Consider the following 14,879-nt stretch of genomic DNA (forward strand, 5'->3'; position numbering starts at 1 on the left):
CAGCCGAGGCGACCGGGGGCGCGGTGGGGCTGGATTGACGGGGCGGCGGTCCGGATGCGGTCTGGCGGGGCTCTGGGCGTTAGCGTCGTGGGGACGGAAGGAGCACGGTGGGCGAAGGCGGCGAGGCTGTCGGTGGGCCGGATGGCGATCGGCCGGAGGAGTTGCGGCGCGGTGAGCGGCGCGGTGCCGATCGGCGTCAGGCTGCGCGCCGGCGGGGAGCGGATCGCCGGCAGACGGATCTGGAGCCGACGACCGGTGAGTTGTCGGTGGACGAGTTGTCGGCGGAGCTGCAGGCTGCGGGTGAGCGGGCGCGGGATGAGCAGCGTGAGCTATATCGCACGCTGGACCTGGCCCTCCGGGTCGGCGAGGTCGTGCTGTCCAGCGGCGCCGGTACTGCGGACGCGACCGCCACCATCCTGAGCGTGACCGGATCGGCCGGGCTGCGCGGTTGTGAGGTCGACATCACCTTCACCTCGATCGCGATCTCCTACCAGGCCGCGCCCGATGTCGCGCCCGAGACGCATATGCGCATCGTCCGGTATCGCGGCCAGGACTTCTCCCGCCTGACCGACGTCGACCGGCTCGTCCGCCGGTTCGCGCAGGGTGAGCTGACCCGTGAGGAGGCCAGCCGCGAGCTCTCCCGGATGGTGTCCGCAGGGCCACCCTTCCCGCGGTGGAGCTCGGTGCTCGCCTGGGGCGTGATGGCCGGTGGCGCCACGCTGCTGCTCGGTGGTGGCTGGCTGATCACCCTCGTCGCCGTCGTCACCGCGGTCCTGATCGAGGTCAGCAACCGCTGGTTCAACCGCCAGCGCCTCCCCGCCTTCTACCAGCAGGTGGCCGGCGCCTTCGTCGCCACCGCCGTCGCCCTGATCCTGTACGCCGTCGACGCGCCGGTGAAACCCTCACTGGTAGTTGCCGCCGGCATCATCATGCTGCTGGCCGGGATCGCCCTCACCGGCGCCGTCCAGGACGCGATCACCGGGTACTACGTGACCGCTGCCGCCCGCAGTCTGGAGGCGATGCTCCTCACCGGCGGCATCATCGCCGGCGTCTCGCTGGGCCTCACCCTCGGTATCAAACTCGGTCTCCCGGTCGCGATCGAGGCGCAGACGATCCAGCTCAGCAACCTCCCGATCATGGTCGGATCGGGCGCCCTGATGGCCGTCGCGTTCGCCTACGCGTCGTACGCGCCGCTGCGTTCCCTGCTGCCGATCGCCGTCGTCGGCGCACTGGGCTCACTCGTCTTCACCTTGATGTCGCGCGCCGAGTTCGGTCCCGCCTGGTCAACCGCGGCCGCCGCCTTCGCCGTCGGCCTCACTGGCTACTCCCTGGGCCGCCGCTCCGGCGTCCCGCCCCTGGTGGTCGTAGTCTCCGGCACAGTCCCCTTGCTGCCCGGACTCACCATCTACAAGGGCTTGCTCGAACTGATGAGCCTCGGCAACCTCACCGGCATCGTCTCCCTGGCCACCGCGGTCGCCATCGGCGTCGCCCTCGCATCGGGCGTGATCCTCGGCGAGTACGTCGCCCAACCGATCCGCCGCGAGGCCCGACGGCTGGAAGACCGGCTGGCCGGCCCGCGCCTGGTCGGCCCCCGCCGCCCCATCCGCCGCCGCACCGAACGCTCCCGCTCCCACCGCTCCCGCCGAACCAGGCGCGCTGGCTAGCTCACCGTCAAAAGGGTTTGGCCGTCCCGAAGGACAGGACATAGTGCCGGTCAGCTCGACCGCCTGAGCGTGAACCACCCGCGCCGGAGGCCGCGTCGCGGACTATGTCCTGTCGTTCGGGACACAGCTGCAACCGCCATGACCTGATGACGGAGCGAGCGTTGCCGAGCTGCTCGCGCCCGGTCGGCCGCTGTTGCTCGACTTGGCCGGCTATCCCGCTGCCGCCCGGGTGCTGGTTCGCCCGGATGGTTACGTGCTGTGGGCAACGGATGATCCGTTGGGTCAGCCGCGCAGTGACTGCTCGAAGGCGTCCGCCGTCTGGACGATGGCGTCCTCCTCGCGGAGCAGGGTGGCGAGCTCGGCCGCGCGCTGACGGGGGCCGTCGGCAAGCATCGGTTCGAGGGCCGCGAACAGGGTGGGTTCGCTCAGGTCGGTGAATCGCAAGGTGCTGCCGACGCCCATCCGTTGGAGCTGGGCGCCCCAGAACGGCTGGTCGGCGAAGACGGCGCAGACCACCGTCGGGAGACCGGCGCGCAATGAGGTGGCCGACGTACCGGCGCCGCCGTGATGGACGGCTGCCCGGCAGCGGGGGAGGACGGCGTCGTGGTTGAGGTTGCCGACGACGCGGACCGCGCTGTCGTTCGCAGTACTGGCCTCGAGGTTGACGAGGGCGCGGACGCCGAGGGTGTCCGCGACCTTCTCGATCATGGCCAGCGCGGCGTCCGGTTCGAGGACGGGCATGCTGCCGAAGCCGAAGTACACGGGCGGATCGCCGGCGTCGAGCCATGCGTCCAGCTCGGGATCGACCAGGTCGTCGAGCACCCTGCGCTGCGCGTCCGACGGCCCGAGGAACCCGGTCAGCGGCCGGCGTACGTCCCAGTCGATCAGCTCCGGTACGACGTGCCGGCTGTAGGCCTGGATCTCCAGCGCGCCGAAGCGTTCGAGCCGGGCGCCGGTCGTCTCCGAGGTCGGTGCCAGGCCGACGCGGGCGCGGAGCTTGTTGATGAAGGGCTCGAAGACCGGCCAGTTCGACTTGTTGACCTCGGCGTAGGTCTCGAGGTTCTTCTCCGGCGAGAAGATGTCGGTCGAGACGAGCAGGTGCGGGAACGCGCTGTTGCTGCGGATCGGCGCGTGGTAGACGGAGACCGAGGGGATGCCGGCGGCCTCGGCGATGATGACGGCCTCGAGCTCGGTCGCGGTACCGGAGATGATGACGTCCGCGCCGCCGGCCAGCTCGATCAGCTTCGTGTGCAGCTGGTCCGCGGTCTGGTGCTTGTAATCGAGCAACCACCGCACGTAGGACTTGAAGTCACCGGCGGCCAGCCACTGCCGGCCCTCCTCCGACTCCAGGAAGTCCTTGGCGCTCGCCAGCAGGTCGACCGTGTGGACGCCGAGCGCCTGCCCGACCCAGACCAGGTCGGAACACAAGCCGAGCGTGACCTCGTGCCCACGCGCGGCCAGCTCCGCCGCGAGGACGGCCATCGGTTGCGCGTCTCCCCGAGTTCCCATCCCCATCATGACTATCCGCATCGCGCCCACCCCTGAGCCTGGTATGCCGCAGAACCGGCGTACGGACCCCGATGCTAGCGGCCGACCCCACATCCGTCGCCCTCCTGCCCGATCCCCGGTCCCGAGCGTCGCCGCAGGTACTCGGGTCGGCCCTCACGGTGACCTCCGGCGAGCTCAAGCGTTAGAGTTACTGACTGGAAACATCGGCCTGCTATCGCTGGGTCAACGCCCGGCGGGCTCGGAGGATCGTTGTGGCACTGGGTAGGACGTCCCCGCGGGACCTGCCGCTGTTCGCGGAGCTGTCCGGCCGGGAGATCAAGGACATCTTCCGGGCCGGCGAAGAGGTCTCGGTTCCGGCCGGCTGGTCGCTGATCCTGGAGCAGACGCCACCCGACGCGGCGTACCTGATCCTGAGCGGTACGGCGGCGGTCCGGGTCAAGGGCGAGGAGATCGCCGTGCTCGGCCCGGGCGATATCGCCGGTGAGGTCGCGGTCCGGCAGAACCGGTTGCGGACGGCAACGGTGACGGCGAAGTCGCGGCTGCAGCTGCTGCACTTCACCCGGGAGAAGTTCGACGACCTGACCAACCGGCTGCCGAACTTCCGCGACGCCATCGACGCCACCATCACCGAACGCCGTGGCCCCCAGCCCGACTGACCAGCCGCCGGCCCGGCCCACCTCCGCTGCTGCCACGGAGCCGGTGCCCGAGCCGGATCTGGTGTCGATCCAGCAGGAGTTCGAGCAGGCGCTGCTCGGCGGTGAGCGCAAGTTCACCCGGATCCAGGTCTCCGAGCGGGCCGGGATCTCGATCGAGCGCGCCGAGCAGATGTGGCATGCGCTCGGGTTCGCGACCGTACCGGACGACGAGATCGCCTTCACCGACGGCGATCTCGAGGCGCTCCGGCTGGTCGCCGCGCTGGAGGACGACGGTTTCATCGAGCCCGCGGTGGAGTCGTCGCTCGCGCGCAAGCTCGGCCAGACCCAGTCCCGGCTGGCGTCCTGGCAGTCGGCGATGTTCCTGGAGCTGCTGGAAGGCGCCAAGCTGCCCGCCGACGAGGCCATCGAGGTGGCGTCATTGTTGCTTCCAGCAATGGAACGGCTGCAGACCTATGTCTGGCGCCGCCACCTGGCAGCCGCGGCCGGGCGGGCGATGGCCGGTTCCGACGAGCTGTCTCGCGGGGTCCGGGTGGTGGGCTTTGCCGATATCGTCAGCTACACCAGGCTGACCCGGCGGCTGCCCGTCGTCGAGCTGGGCCAACTGATCGAACGCTTCGAAGGTCTGGCCGCCGATGTCGTCGCGCTGAACGGCGGCCGGGTGATCAAGTCGATCGGCGACGAGGTCCTCTTCGTCACCGACACCCCCGCGCAGGGCGCCGCGCTCGCACTCGCCCTGCAGGACAAGGTGACCGAGGCCGGCGACATGCCCGAGCTCAGGATCGGTCTGGCCTACGGCAGCATCCTGATCCGGCTGGGTGATGTTTATGGCGAGGTGGTCAACCTCGCCTCCCGGCTGACCTCGGAGGCCAAGCCCGGTCGCGTCCTCGCCGACCGGGAGCTGGCCGCCGCGCTCGACGGCCATCCGGCGTACCGGCTCCGCAGACTGCGCCGGGTTTCTGTTCGTGGCTATCACCACCTCACGCCGTACGCATTGCAGCGCGCCTCTGCGAGCAAGTGACCCGTCAGGGACAATGGCGGAGTGCGCGAGATTTCAACCGCTGGGGAGCTGGCGTCGGTAGCTGATGGGGACGCATTGCTGGTGTGGGCCGGGCAGGGTGAGCTCGGTCGTCGAGCCAGAGCCTGGTACGCTGGTGACGCGGTCGCGGTGGGCATACCTGATCTGTCGAAGCATGATCGGCTGGTGGTTCGTGGGCCGATGGATGACCTGGCGCCGCTCGTCTCGCAGGCCCTCGCCGAGTTGGGCCCGAGCTTCCGGCCGTTCGGCGAGGAGCCGGTGATTCGCGAGCTGGTCGACCGGGTGCCTGAGTTGTCGCTTCGCGCGACCTTCGGGTGGATGGAGACGACGGTCGTACCGTCCCACGCGACCACTGCGGCCTGGCTGGATGGTGACGCCGGGGTCGAGGCGTTGCTGAGCGAGGCGTCGCCGGAGTCGTATGCACAGCCCGGGGATTCCGGCGTACTGCGGTGGGCGGCCGTCACGGGCGAGGCGGGCGAATTGCTGAGCGTCGCGGCTGACGCTTGGAGCGCTCCGGAGATCGGGTTCATCGCCGGGGTGGCGACCAGGCCCGACGCGCGGGGGCAGGGGTTGTCACGGCAGGTCTGTGCGTTCGTGACGGCCGAGTTGGTGAAGCGGCACGGGCAGGCGGCGCTGATGGTGCATGGCGCGAACGAGATCGCGGTCTCCGTCTACCGAAAACTGGGCTACACGTACCGCGCGGTTGCCGCGGCGCAGATGTAGCCCAGCTTCAGGATTCCAGCTTCGGAGTCAGCGGGTCGGGGTGATCGTCAGCGTGACGCCCGGCTTGCCTGTAGTAGGTGGCGGTGTGGCGCTGGGCTTGCTCGTCGTGGCCGGTGTCGGCTGGTTCGCTGACGGCGTCGCCGGAGGTGTCGTGGCCGTCGGTGTGGTGGCGGGGGCCGGCGGTGGTACGAACGGCGCCTTGTCGGACTCCTTGCAGTTCTCGGGGTCGATGTTGCCGTCCACGTCCGGCACCACGGTGGTCTGCGGGAACAGGTTGCTGATCTGCTCACCGCCGCCGATCGTGCCGTTGTTGACGGCGCAGTTCTGCAGCGGCAGGTTGATCGGCTTGCCGTCCTGGTCGTAGAGCCGGACCGGCACCTGGCGGCCCTGCGCGTCGAACGGGTAGATGTTGCCGACCTGATTGCCGTCGAGGAGCAGGCCTTGTTGGCTGTTGTAGCTCGACGTCCCGTTCGAGCTGACGTAGTCGTTGCCGTTCTGGTGGTTGGCGAAGATGCCGTACGAGCTGCCGAAGAAGCTGAAGGCCAGCCAGACCGGCACGATGATCGCCGCGACCACGTTCAGCGGAACGATGTACCAGAGCCAGCGCCGGTCCTGCTGCGTCTTGCGCCCGATCCAGACCGACACGACGGCGCCGACCAGCGCGCCGACCACTGCCACGGCAGTGGCGCCGGACAGGGCGAAGATCGCGCCGCCACCGACGATCCCACGGGCCACCCACCAGACCGGCTGGCCGATCGAGACGAGCTCACGCCGGAGGTCCGGCGGGATCTGATCGATCGCGCCGGCGACGAACTCCGCGCCCTGGCTGCCGCGCTTCGTGTCCAGCACGGCGTCCGGGGCGTTTCCGTGCAGCGCACGCACGCCCAGGTAGGCGGCACCGATCAACAGGATCAGGCCGATCACGCCGAAGAACAACGTCTCCTCGCCGCCGTTGGACAGGCCGATGACCAGGAAGAACGGCCCGACGATCGCGGCGACGATTCCCCAGCGCAGGGCGGTCTCGGCGCCGGACTTCTGCTTCGGCGACGCTGTCGGGGGTGGATAGCCGGCTGCGGTGCGCAGCTCATCGGCGTACTGCCGGGGAGTGCCGAGGCGGTCCTGCAGCGCGGCGGCTGTCGGCTCCTCCTCGAACTCGGCGGCGACCTCGCTCAGGTGGCCGGTGACGTCGTCGAGCACGTCGGCCAGTTCGCCCGGGGGCAGGTCGCGCAGCTCGGCCTTGACTTGCGCCAGGTAGGTCGCGACCGGTCCGGTCAGAGTGCTGTTCACGCAGCCGCCTCCTCGAGCAGCAACACCGACATCGTGTCGGCGAAGTGGTTCCACGTCTTGGTGGACTGGGCGAGCAGGTCCAGGCCGGTCTTGTTCAGCCCGTAGTACTTGCGGTGCGGGCCTTCCTCGCTGGGCTGCACGTACGACGTCAGCGCACCGGCCGCGAACAGCCGCCGCAACGTCCCGTACACCGAGGCGTCCGCGACGTCCTCGAGCCCGGCGGCGCGTAACCGGCGCAGTACGTCGTACCCGTAGCCGTCCGCCTCGCGCAGCACTGCCAGGACGGCCAGATCGAGCACGCCTTTGAGCAGCTGACTCGGATCCATCGCTTCCACCACCTCCGCTAGGTGCACCGCGAAACCGGCCCCCTCAGACCGATCTCGCGGTGCTCTGCCGACCACACTACTACACATCGCACAGTACTCCGCAATACTGTTTGACGGCGACTGGTTCGGGGAAACCGATCAAGTTCTGCGGGGTTGTTCGCTGGCACAGTGGAGGCATGAACTCCACGGATGTGTTTGCCGGCTTCGTGGTTGCGGTTGCGGACAGTCTTGATGAGGCCGGTACGAGTGGGTGCGACCTGGCTAAGCGGGTGCATCTGTCTCGGTCGCATTGCGATCGCGTGATCGCGGCCTTGGCGGGTGAGCTGCCGGCTGCTTTTCGGCGGCGGGTGTTGCTCGAGCGGGCGGCGTACCGGCTGTTGGCGGGCGACTCGGGGGTGCTCGAGTTGGCGGTTGAGGCGGGGTATGGGTCGCATGAGGCGTTTACGCGGGCCTTCGGTCGGGCGTTCGGGATGTCGCCGCGGGAGTGGCGGCGGGTGCCGTCGCGGCGGTTCTTTTTGGCGGCGCCTAGCGGAGTTCATTTTCAGCCACCGGCAGGTTTGCGCCTGCCCGCACAGAAGGAGACGAGAGGGATGGATGTACTGGTCAGGATGGTTGAGCATCACGTCTGGCTCACTGGTGAGCTGATCGAGCGTGGTGCGCGCTTGGACGCCGCGGCGTTGGACAAGGCGATCGAGTTGTCGGTCGAGGGGATCGACGATGACGTGTCGATCCGGTATCTGCTGGATCGGTTGGTCTGGCAGGAGGAGATGTGGCTGGCGTCCGTGGAGGACCGGCCGTTTCAGGTGCCGGAGTGCGGGCGCGAGGTGACCACGCCGATCGCTGAGTTACGCAGCCGGCATGCGGAGGCCGGCTCGCGATTCGTGGCACTGGTGAATCGGTTGAACGAAGAGGGCCGCTTCGACGACAGCTTCGTCGACACCACCTGTGAGCCGCCGCGCGTCTTCACCTACGGCGGGATGGTCGCGCACGTTCTGACCTTTGCCGCCCACCGCAGGTCGTTGCTGGTCGGCGCCTTCCACAGCGCCGGGATCACCGATCTCGGCTTCGGTGACCCCATGCACTTCGTCGCTGATGGCGCTCCTCGCTAGGTATCGCACCGGGTCCACCAGTCGGTGAAGCTTGACCATGAGGCTTCTGCGCTTTCGTCGAGGGGTTCCCACGGTGAGAGGGTCGGCAGCGCGTCCTTGCGGTAGGTCCAGTGGCCGACAACTCGGTCGCCTTGGATCAGACTGCCTGGCATGCGTTGGGGGTTGAAGCGAGGATCCCGCTTCGCCTCGTACAAGTCGCCGGTCGTCGATCGCCTGCAGTAGTAGAGATTGTCGAACTCCGGTAGCACGTGGACCTGAGTTCGATCTTGGGTCGGCAGTCGCGTCGTTCCCGTCTGTTCGAGGCAATCGGCGACGGTTCGGGCCTCTGTCTTCTTGATCCCCGACCAGTAGGCGAAGTCGTCCACGCTCGCCGGGCCGAAGGCTGCCGCGAACGAGCGGGCAAGGTCACGTAAGCCGGCGCTGCCGTCCACCAAGTCCGGTACGTCGGGCGCCTGACGATATGTGGTCGGGCCTGGTCGCCAGGCATCTTCTGGCGCCAGTTCGACGATCGGAAGGATCATTCGCAGGGCGAAGCCGAGGTGTCGGGCTTCGGCATCCGCAAAGTGCTTGGAGGCTTCTGATCCGAGCTCTGCCCGGGTCCGTGGACGGCCGTCGGACATCAGGTCGCGGCCGAATTCGCGCAGCTTGTCGTAGTCGGCCGCATCCCAGATTCCGCGGCAGAACCCGGCGACGAGCCGCTTGAGAGTCGGCTCGAGGGCGGTACGCCACATCCAGTACTGGCGCAGGGTGAGCAGGTGGACGGTGCCCCGCATCACGTTCGACTTCACCAGCTCGTACGACTGCATGCGGTCGGTCAGCTCGCCAGGATCGCTCTTCCCACCGCAGCGCGCCCAGATCGCCACCGGGATCGCGCGAGCCGTCTGCGCGTTGATCCCGGCGATCTGCTCGACAAGCGCGACAAGGTCACCCGAGAACGGCTCATCAAGCGACTGCCCCTGCCACGGAACCGCGCTCTCCACGTCGTGCTCCGCCGCATCCGCCATCCCGCAATCGTAGGAGGTCGGTGGGGTTACCTTCCCGGGGTGAGTTCTACGGTGCCGTTTACGAGGAGTTCTTGTACTTCGTTGTGGTAGCGGACTCGGATTGATTGCTGGGCGGTGTGGGCTGTGATTCGGGCTGCGGTCAGGTGGCCCTCGCGCCAGGTGATGTCTACGGAGAAGCCGCCGCGGGCACGGAGGCCGCGGACTTCGCCGTCTGGCCAGCAAGCAGGTAGGGCTGGGAGGAGGTCGATTTCGTCGGCGGTTGATTGGATGAAGAGCTCGGCCAAGGCTCCGGTGGCGCCGGTGTTGCCGTCGGTGGCGTAGATGTTTTCGGTGGCGCCGGCGATTCCGCCTACTGAGTAGGAGAGGAGGTTGGACTCGCTGGCGTCGGAGATCAGGGCCCGGAGGTGGGATACCGCCTTGTCGCCGTTCAGTAGGCGGGCGTAGTAGGCCATCAGGTTGGCTTCAACCCACTCGGTCTGTTCCCAGCCTTCGGCGGACTGGCGGAGGTCGATGGTGGTTTCGCAGGCCGCGGCCAGTGCGGGGTGGTCGCGTGGGGTGATCTGGCGTTCGGGGTAGAGCGCTATCAGGTGGCTGGTGTGGCGGTGGCTGGGAACGGCTTCTTCGTGGTCGTGGAGCCATTCCTGGAGCTGGCCGTGGTGGCCGATCTGGAACGGCGGGAGCTTCGTCCGGGCGGCTTCGAGGCGGCCGCGGAAGGTGTCGTCGGTGTCCAGCAAGGTTGAGGCTTCGGCGCAGATGCGGAAGAGGGCTTCGATCAGGACGGTGTCGCAGGTGGCGCCCATGGAGAGGGAGCACTGGTCGCCGTCGGGCGTGAGGTACCAGTTCTCCGGCGAGTCGGACGGGCCGCTCAGCAGCTGTCCGGTCGCGGGGTCTTCGGTCAGGTAGGCCAGGAAGAACTCGGCTGCGTCACGGAGTACGGGGTAGGCGCGGTCCCGCAGGAATCCGAGGTCCTGGTTGTATTCGTAGTGTTCCCACAGTTGCAGGGAGATCCAGATCCCGCTCGTCACGTGCATGCCCCAGCCGAGGCCCCAGCCGGGGGCGGAGTAGCCCCAGGCGTTGCTGACCGTGTGCGAGACCCAGCCCGGTACGCCGTACAGCTCGCGTGCCGTCTTCTGCCCGCTCGCGCGGAGCGTGTCGATCCAGCTGAAGAGTGGGAGCTGGCATTCGCCGAGGGCGGTGATCTCGGCGGCCCAGTAGTTCTGCTGGGTGTTGATGTCGAGGTGGAAGTCGTTCGTCCACGGGCCGCCCGACGCGAGGCCGTCGTTCCACAATCCCTGCAGGGCAAGCGGAAGCGGCGAGTCCGCGCGCGAGCCGGCGACGGTCAGGTACCGCCCGTACTGGAAGTACAGCGCGAGCAACTCGGGATCGTCGCCACCCTTGGCGAGCAAGGCCCGTCGCTCGTCCGTCGGCAGGTACCGTACTGCGTCGCTGCTGCGACCGACGTCGAGCGCGACCCGGCTGATCAGCGGCGTGTAGTCGTCGAGATGCGCTTGTCTCAGAGTCTCGCAGGAAGCCTCGTTGCGTACCGACCGGGCAGGTCGCTCGGTGGGATCGGCGCCGAGCCAGTCGGTGCCAACAGCAACCAAAAGCGTGGTGGCGGTGGCGTTCTCGATCAGCAAACAGTTGTCGGGGGCAATGATCGTGCCGTCGGTGGTCGCTCGGGTCCGGAGGTCGACGGTGGCGCCGACTTTCCCGTTGCTGTGCAGGTCTTCGTGGGCCTGGTAGGTCAGCTGAAGGGTGTCACCTTCCACTGTCGCCGAGGCTTCGCTGAAGGAGACCCGGAAGGTCGCCGGAGCGCTGCTCGTCAGCCGGACGACGATCCCGTCGTCGGCGTGCGAGGCGAAGACCTCGCGCTCGAAGACCACACCTGCGGATTCGAACCGGGTCCGCACGATCGCGTCGGTCAGGTCGAGCGACCGCTCGTACCCAGTGGTCAATCCTGGGAGGTCGAAGTCCACGAGAAGCGAAGGCAGTTGGACGTTCGTGCCGAAGGAGGACGGCCGGCCGGGCAGGTGCTCGGCGGCCAGGGCCTGCGCGGCGGCGTACTCGCCGGACAGGAGGAGCTCGCGGATCGTGGGCAGGTTCTCCAGCGCCGTCGGGCTGACGTCGGTATCACCGACCGCGCCCGACCAGGCGGTCGACTCGGAGAGCTGGATGCGCTCGACCAGGTCGCCCGAGTAGACCATGCCGCCCAGTCGCCCGTTCCCGATCGGCAGCGCCTCGAACCAGCGCTCCGCGGGACGGCTGTACCAGAGCCGGCCGCCTACGAACGCGGCGGACGGCTGCGGCTGAACTGCCTCGTGTTCAAGCATGGCCCCAACACTAGGCGGAATTACTTCACGAAGGTAACTATGAGGTCAGTGGGTGGGATCGTGCAGGTCGGGACGCTCACTCGGGGTGGTGATGGTGACCTCGAGCGGCGCGGCCTTGGCGGTCGGCGGGTTGACCTTGCCGACGGTGATCGGCAGGTTCAGCTTGCTGTTGGCCAGGTCGATGTCGATCGTCGCGCCGGTGTCGTTCGGCGTGGTCCACTCGGTGTCGCTCAAGGTCACCGCGAGGCCGAGGATGCGGCCCTTCGGGATCACCTCGTCCTGCGCCCGCAGCGGCACGGTGACGGTCGTCCACTTGCCCGGGGTGAGCGGCCTGGGCCTGCTCAGCGAGCCGCTGTGCGCCGCGTCGATCCAGCCCCGGCTGACGATGCCGTGGTCGCTCTCCTCGGTCAGCTTCTCGACCGTGAAGTAGCAGGCGTCGTCGTAGCTGACGCTCGAACCCTCGCAGGTGTCGACCCCGGTCCGCCGGATGCCGGAGTACCGCTCGGCGTCGCCGTACTCGACCAGGCGTGCGGTCACCGGCGTGGTGACCGAGTCGGACTTGATCCGCAGCGTCACCGTCGGCGTACCGCTGACCCGGATCGCGGCAGGCAGCGGCGCGGACAGGAACATCTGCCGCCCGGCGAGCACCTCCGACGGCGCGGTCACGATGTCGTCCTCGGTGAGCGTCGGCTCGTCGGTGATGCTGACCGTGCCCTTGGCGAAGGTGCCGAGCTTGCCGGCCGCCAGCGGGACCGGCACGGTCTTCTGGGTGGCAGGCCAGGTGCTGTAGTTCTTCCACACGTCCGGAGCCGTCTCGACGGCCGCCATCGGCTCGCGCATCACGTTGTTCTGCAGGCCTTGCAGCCAGTAGTCGAACCACTTGTGCAGCTCGGCCACCCACTCGGTACGGCGGAACTCAAACGGGTCGACGTGGTCTTCCAGGCCGAGCCAGATCTTGCGCTGCACGCCGTTCTTGGCCAGTGCGTCCCACCACTGGGCGAAGTGGTTGGTCTGCACGTTGTAATCGCTCAGGCCATGGGTGATGAAGACCGAGGCCTTCACCTTGCGCGCGTCCTTGAGGTAGTCGCGATCGGCCCAGAAGTTGGTGTAGTCGCCGGTCTCGTCGGCGTCCTGCTCGCCCAGGTCGGCCCGGACGGCGTCACAGGCCGCCGAGTCGTGGCCCACGTAGCCACCCAGCCAGGGCATGTAGTCGATCGAGTACGGCACGCCGCCGGAGCGGGAGTAGTCGTACCACGAGGAGATCGCCGAGATCGGCACGATCGTCTTCAGCCCGCGGACGCCGGTCGCGGCCACGCCGTTGGCCAGCGTGCCGTCGTACGACTTGCCGATCATCCCGACCGAGCCGGTGGTCCAGGTCGCCCGGACCGGGTCGCCGTCGCCGGTATGGGCGGTGTTGCGGCCGTTCAGCCAGTCGATCACCGCGACGACCGACTCGATCTCGTCCTTGCCGCCGACGTCACCGCACCCGGTGGAACGGTTGGTCCCGACCGCGTCGACGCCGACCATGGCGTACCCGAGCGGGACGAAGTAGTTGTCGTAGAACAGCGGCATCTTCTGGATGACGCCGTTCTCGTCGTAGGTCTTCTTCTCGCTCTCGTTGCCGCGTCCGCAGCAGGAGTAGTACGGCGAGGCGTCCATGATGACCGGGATCTTGCGGCCGGCCGCGGCGGTTTCACGCGGCCGGACGATGTCGACGGCGATCACGTCGTCGGTGCCGTCGGAGTCGGTGTCCATCTTCGTATCGACGTAGACGGACTCGCGGATCGCGTTGGCGTAGTCATAGACCGGCTTCGTACTGTGCGTGCGCTGGTCGATGTTCGACGGCGCTCCGGCAACCTCGGGCTGAGCTCCGGCCGGAGCGAACTGGGCGCCCTGCGCGGAGTTGTCCTGCTCCGGGGTCTGGGAGGCGGTGAACCCCTCGCCTGCTCCGTCCGGTGCCGGTGCGGCGACTGCGGTACCCGTGACGGTACCCAGACACAGCAGGGCGGTGGACGAAGCCAGCAGCAGGACCCTGGCGCGGACGGTCGTCATGGCTTGGAAGGCTAGTCATTCCACGGCTGCAATGCCAGGCTCTGGAGACATTGCCCAGTCCCTGGCGCCGACACAGGTCAGGTACACAGCGTGATGGTGGCACCACTTCCGATAGTGTGACCGCCACCCAGGGGGAGATGTACGGAAGGTGGGTAAGGCGATGAACCTGCGAGCACCGGTCACACTGCTCGATGTGGCGCAGCGGGCGGGTGTGTCCGTAGCGACCGCGTCCCGCGTCCTGAACGGCGGCGACAGAGTGCCGCGCCCGGAGCTGCAGGAGCGCGTTCGCGACGCTGCTTCGGCGCTCGGCTACACGCCGAACGCGCAGGCGCAGGCGCTGGCGAAGTCGTCCACCAACGTGGTCGGCATCCTCGTCCACGACATCGAGGACCCGTACTTCGCGGCGATCGCGAACGGCGTGATGCGCGCCGCCGACGAGCGCGGCCTGTTGGTGATGATGGCCAGCACGTTCCGTGACGCCGACCGTGAGATTGCTTACCTCTCTTCTTTGCGCGCCCAGCGCGCCCGGGCCGCCGTGATGATCGGTTCGCGCCGTACCGACGCCGAAGGGCTGGCCCGGACGGCGAAGGAGGTCGACATCTTCCTCAACTCCGGGGCCGGGCTCGCCCTGGTCAGCCAGTCGGGCATGCCCGCGCACACGATCGAGCCGGACAACCGGGCCGGCGCGGCCGAGCTGGCGCGTTCGCTGGTGGGTCTCGGGTTGCGCAAGTTCGGCGTACTGGCCGGGCCGGAGGTGCTGGCGACGGCGCGGGATCGGCGGGACGGGTTCGTCGAAGGGCTGGCCGAGTCGGGGCTGCAGCCGGTCGCAGTACAGGCCGGTGAGTTCACTCGTGATGGTGGCCATGCGGCCGCGCTGGAACTCCTTGCAAGCAAGGCGGATCTCGACTGCCTGTTCGCGGTCAACGACGTGATGGCGGTCGGTGCGATGTCGGCGCTGCGGGCGCAGGGTGTCGACGTGCCAGGGCAGCTCGGTGTGGCCGGCTTCGACGACATCGCCACGCTGCGGGACGTCTGGCCAGGGCTGACCACTGTTCGGCTGCCGCTGGAGGCGATGGGCCGCCGGGCGCTGGAGCTGGCCGTCGAGGGCGGCGAGCCGGTGACCGAGACCTTCAAGGCCGAGGTCGTACTTCGGGAGAGCACCCGGCAGCGCTGAGCGTTGCCA

12 protein-coding genes are annotated in these 14,879 nt (G+C 68.4%); 6 read left to right on the forward strand and 6 right to left on the reverse strand.

Annotated elements, in window-relative coordinates:
* Window positions 1–107 precede the first annotated feature (107 nt).
* Window positions 108–1,664 (forward strand): threonine/serine exporter family protein, encoded by a 1,557-nt coding sequence (locus tag G3I17_RS27490; RefSeq protein ID WP_164600508.1) that lies wholly within the window; start codon window positions 108–110, stop codon window positions 1,662–1,664.
* A gap of 282 nt (window positions 1,665–1,946) precedes the next feature.
* Here the strand turns inward: G3I17_RS27490 and G3I17_RS27495 are convergent, their stop codons facing one another.
* On the reverse strand, window positions 1,947–3,146 hold the full coding sequence (locus G3I17_RS27495; RefSeq protein WP_203590833.1) for a glycosyltransferase: 1,200 nt from the start codon (window positions 3,144–3,146) through the stop codon (window positions 1,947–1,949).
* A gap of 278 nt (window positions 3,147–3,424) precedes the next feature.
* Here G3I17_RS27495 and G3I17_RS27500 point away from each other — a divergent pair, with 278 nt between their 5' ends.
* Genes G3I17_RS27500 through G3I17_RS27510 form a run of 3 tightly spaced genes read left to right on the forward strand, consistent with a single transcriptional unit; the run spans window position 3,425 to window position 5,588 of the window.
* Window positions 3,425–3,829 carry a cyclic nucleotide-binding domain-containing protein gene (locus G3I17_RS27500; RefSeq protein WP_164600510.1) on the forward strand — a complete coding sequence of 135 codons (405 nt, stop codon included), beginning with the start codon at window positions 3,425–3,427 and terminating at the stop codon, window positions 3,827–3,829.
* 43 nt (window positions 3,830–3,872) lie between these two features.
* Window positions 3,873–4,847 (forward strand): adenylate/guanylate cyclase domain-containing protein, encoded by a 975-nt coding sequence (locus G3I17_RS27505; RefSeq protein WP_164600511.1) that lies wholly within the window; start codon window positions 3,873–3,875, stop codon window positions 4,845–4,847.
* Between the two features lie 21 nt (window positions 4,848–4,868).
* Window positions 4,869–5,588, forward strand: coding sequence for a GNAT family N-acetyltransferase (locus tag G3I17_RS27510; RefSeq protein ID WP_343238434.1), 720 nt, complete (start codon window positions 4,869–4,871; stop codon window positions 5,586–5,588).
* A 27-nt stretch (window positions 5,589–5,615) separates the two neighbouring features.
* On the opposite strand, the gene G3I17_RS27515 is transcribed toward G3I17_RS27510, so the two are convergent.
* Both G3I17_RS27515 and G3I17_RS27520 read right to left on the reverse strand, forming a co-directional pair.
* Complete coding sequence (locus G3I17_RS27515; RefSeq protein WP_164600512.1) at window positions 5,616–6,875, reverse strand: hypothetical protein; 1,260 nt, start codon at window positions 6,873–6,875, stop codon at window positions 5,616–5,618.
* Complete coding sequence (locus G3I17_RS27520) at window positions 6,872–7,201, reverse strand: PadR family transcriptional regulator (protein WP_164600513.1); 330 nt, start codon at window positions 7,199–7,201, stop codon at window positions 6,872–6,874. Before G3I17_RS27520 ends, G3I17_RS27515 begins: the two co-directional genes overlap by 4 nt.
* 176 nt (window positions 7,202–7,377) lie before the next feature.
* Here G3I17_RS27520 and G3I17_RS27525 point away from each other — a divergent pair, with 176 nt between their 5' ends.
* A complete protein-coding gene (locus tag G3I17_RS27525; protein WP_164600514.1) occupies window positions 7,378–8,310 on the forward strand; it encodes a helix-turn-helix domain-containing protein in 933 nt (310 codons plus the stop codon).
* Here the strand turns inward: G3I17_RS27525 and G3I17_RS27530 are convergent.
* From G3I17_RS27530 to G3I17_RS27540, 3 genes are read right to left on the reverse strand one after another with little or no spacing between them, the layout of a single operon-like run.
* A complete protein-coding gene (locus G3I17_RS27530; RefSeq protein WP_164600515.1) occupies window positions 8,307–9,314 on the reverse strand; it encodes a crosslink repair DNA glycosylase YcaQ family protein in 1,008 nt (335 codons plus the stop codon). The two genes, G3I17_RS27525 and G3I17_RS27530, sit on opposite strands and share 4 nt — an antisense overlap.
* Before the next feature lie 26 nt (window positions 9,315–9,340).
* Complete coding sequence (locus tag G3I17_RS27535) at window positions 9,341–11,644, reverse strand: glycoside hydrolase family 95 protein (protein ID WP_164600516.1); 2,304 nt, start codon at window positions 11,642–11,644, stop codon at window positions 9,341–9,343.
* Between the two features lie 45 nt (window positions 11,645–11,689).
* Entirely contained in the window at window positions 11,690–13,696 is a 2,007-nt protein-coding gene (locus tag G3I17_RS27540) for a Xaa-Pro dipeptidyl-peptidase (RefSeq protein WP_164600517.1), read from the reverse strand.
* A gap of 160 nt (window positions 13,697–13,856) precedes the next feature.
* On the opposite strand from G3I17_RS27540, the gene G3I17_RS27545 reads away from it, so the two are divergent.
* A complete protein-coding gene (locus tag G3I17_RS27545; protein ID WP_164600518.1) occupies window positions 13,857–14,870 on the forward strand; it encodes a LacI family DNA-binding transcriptional regulator in 1,014 nt (337 codons plus the stop codon).
* Window positions 14,871–14,879 lie beyond the last annotated feature (9 nt).

Source organism: Streptomyces sp. SID13031, from assembly GCF_010548305.1.
Lineage (GTDB): Bacteria > Actinomycetota > Actinomycetes > Propionibacteriales > Kribbellaceae > Kribbella.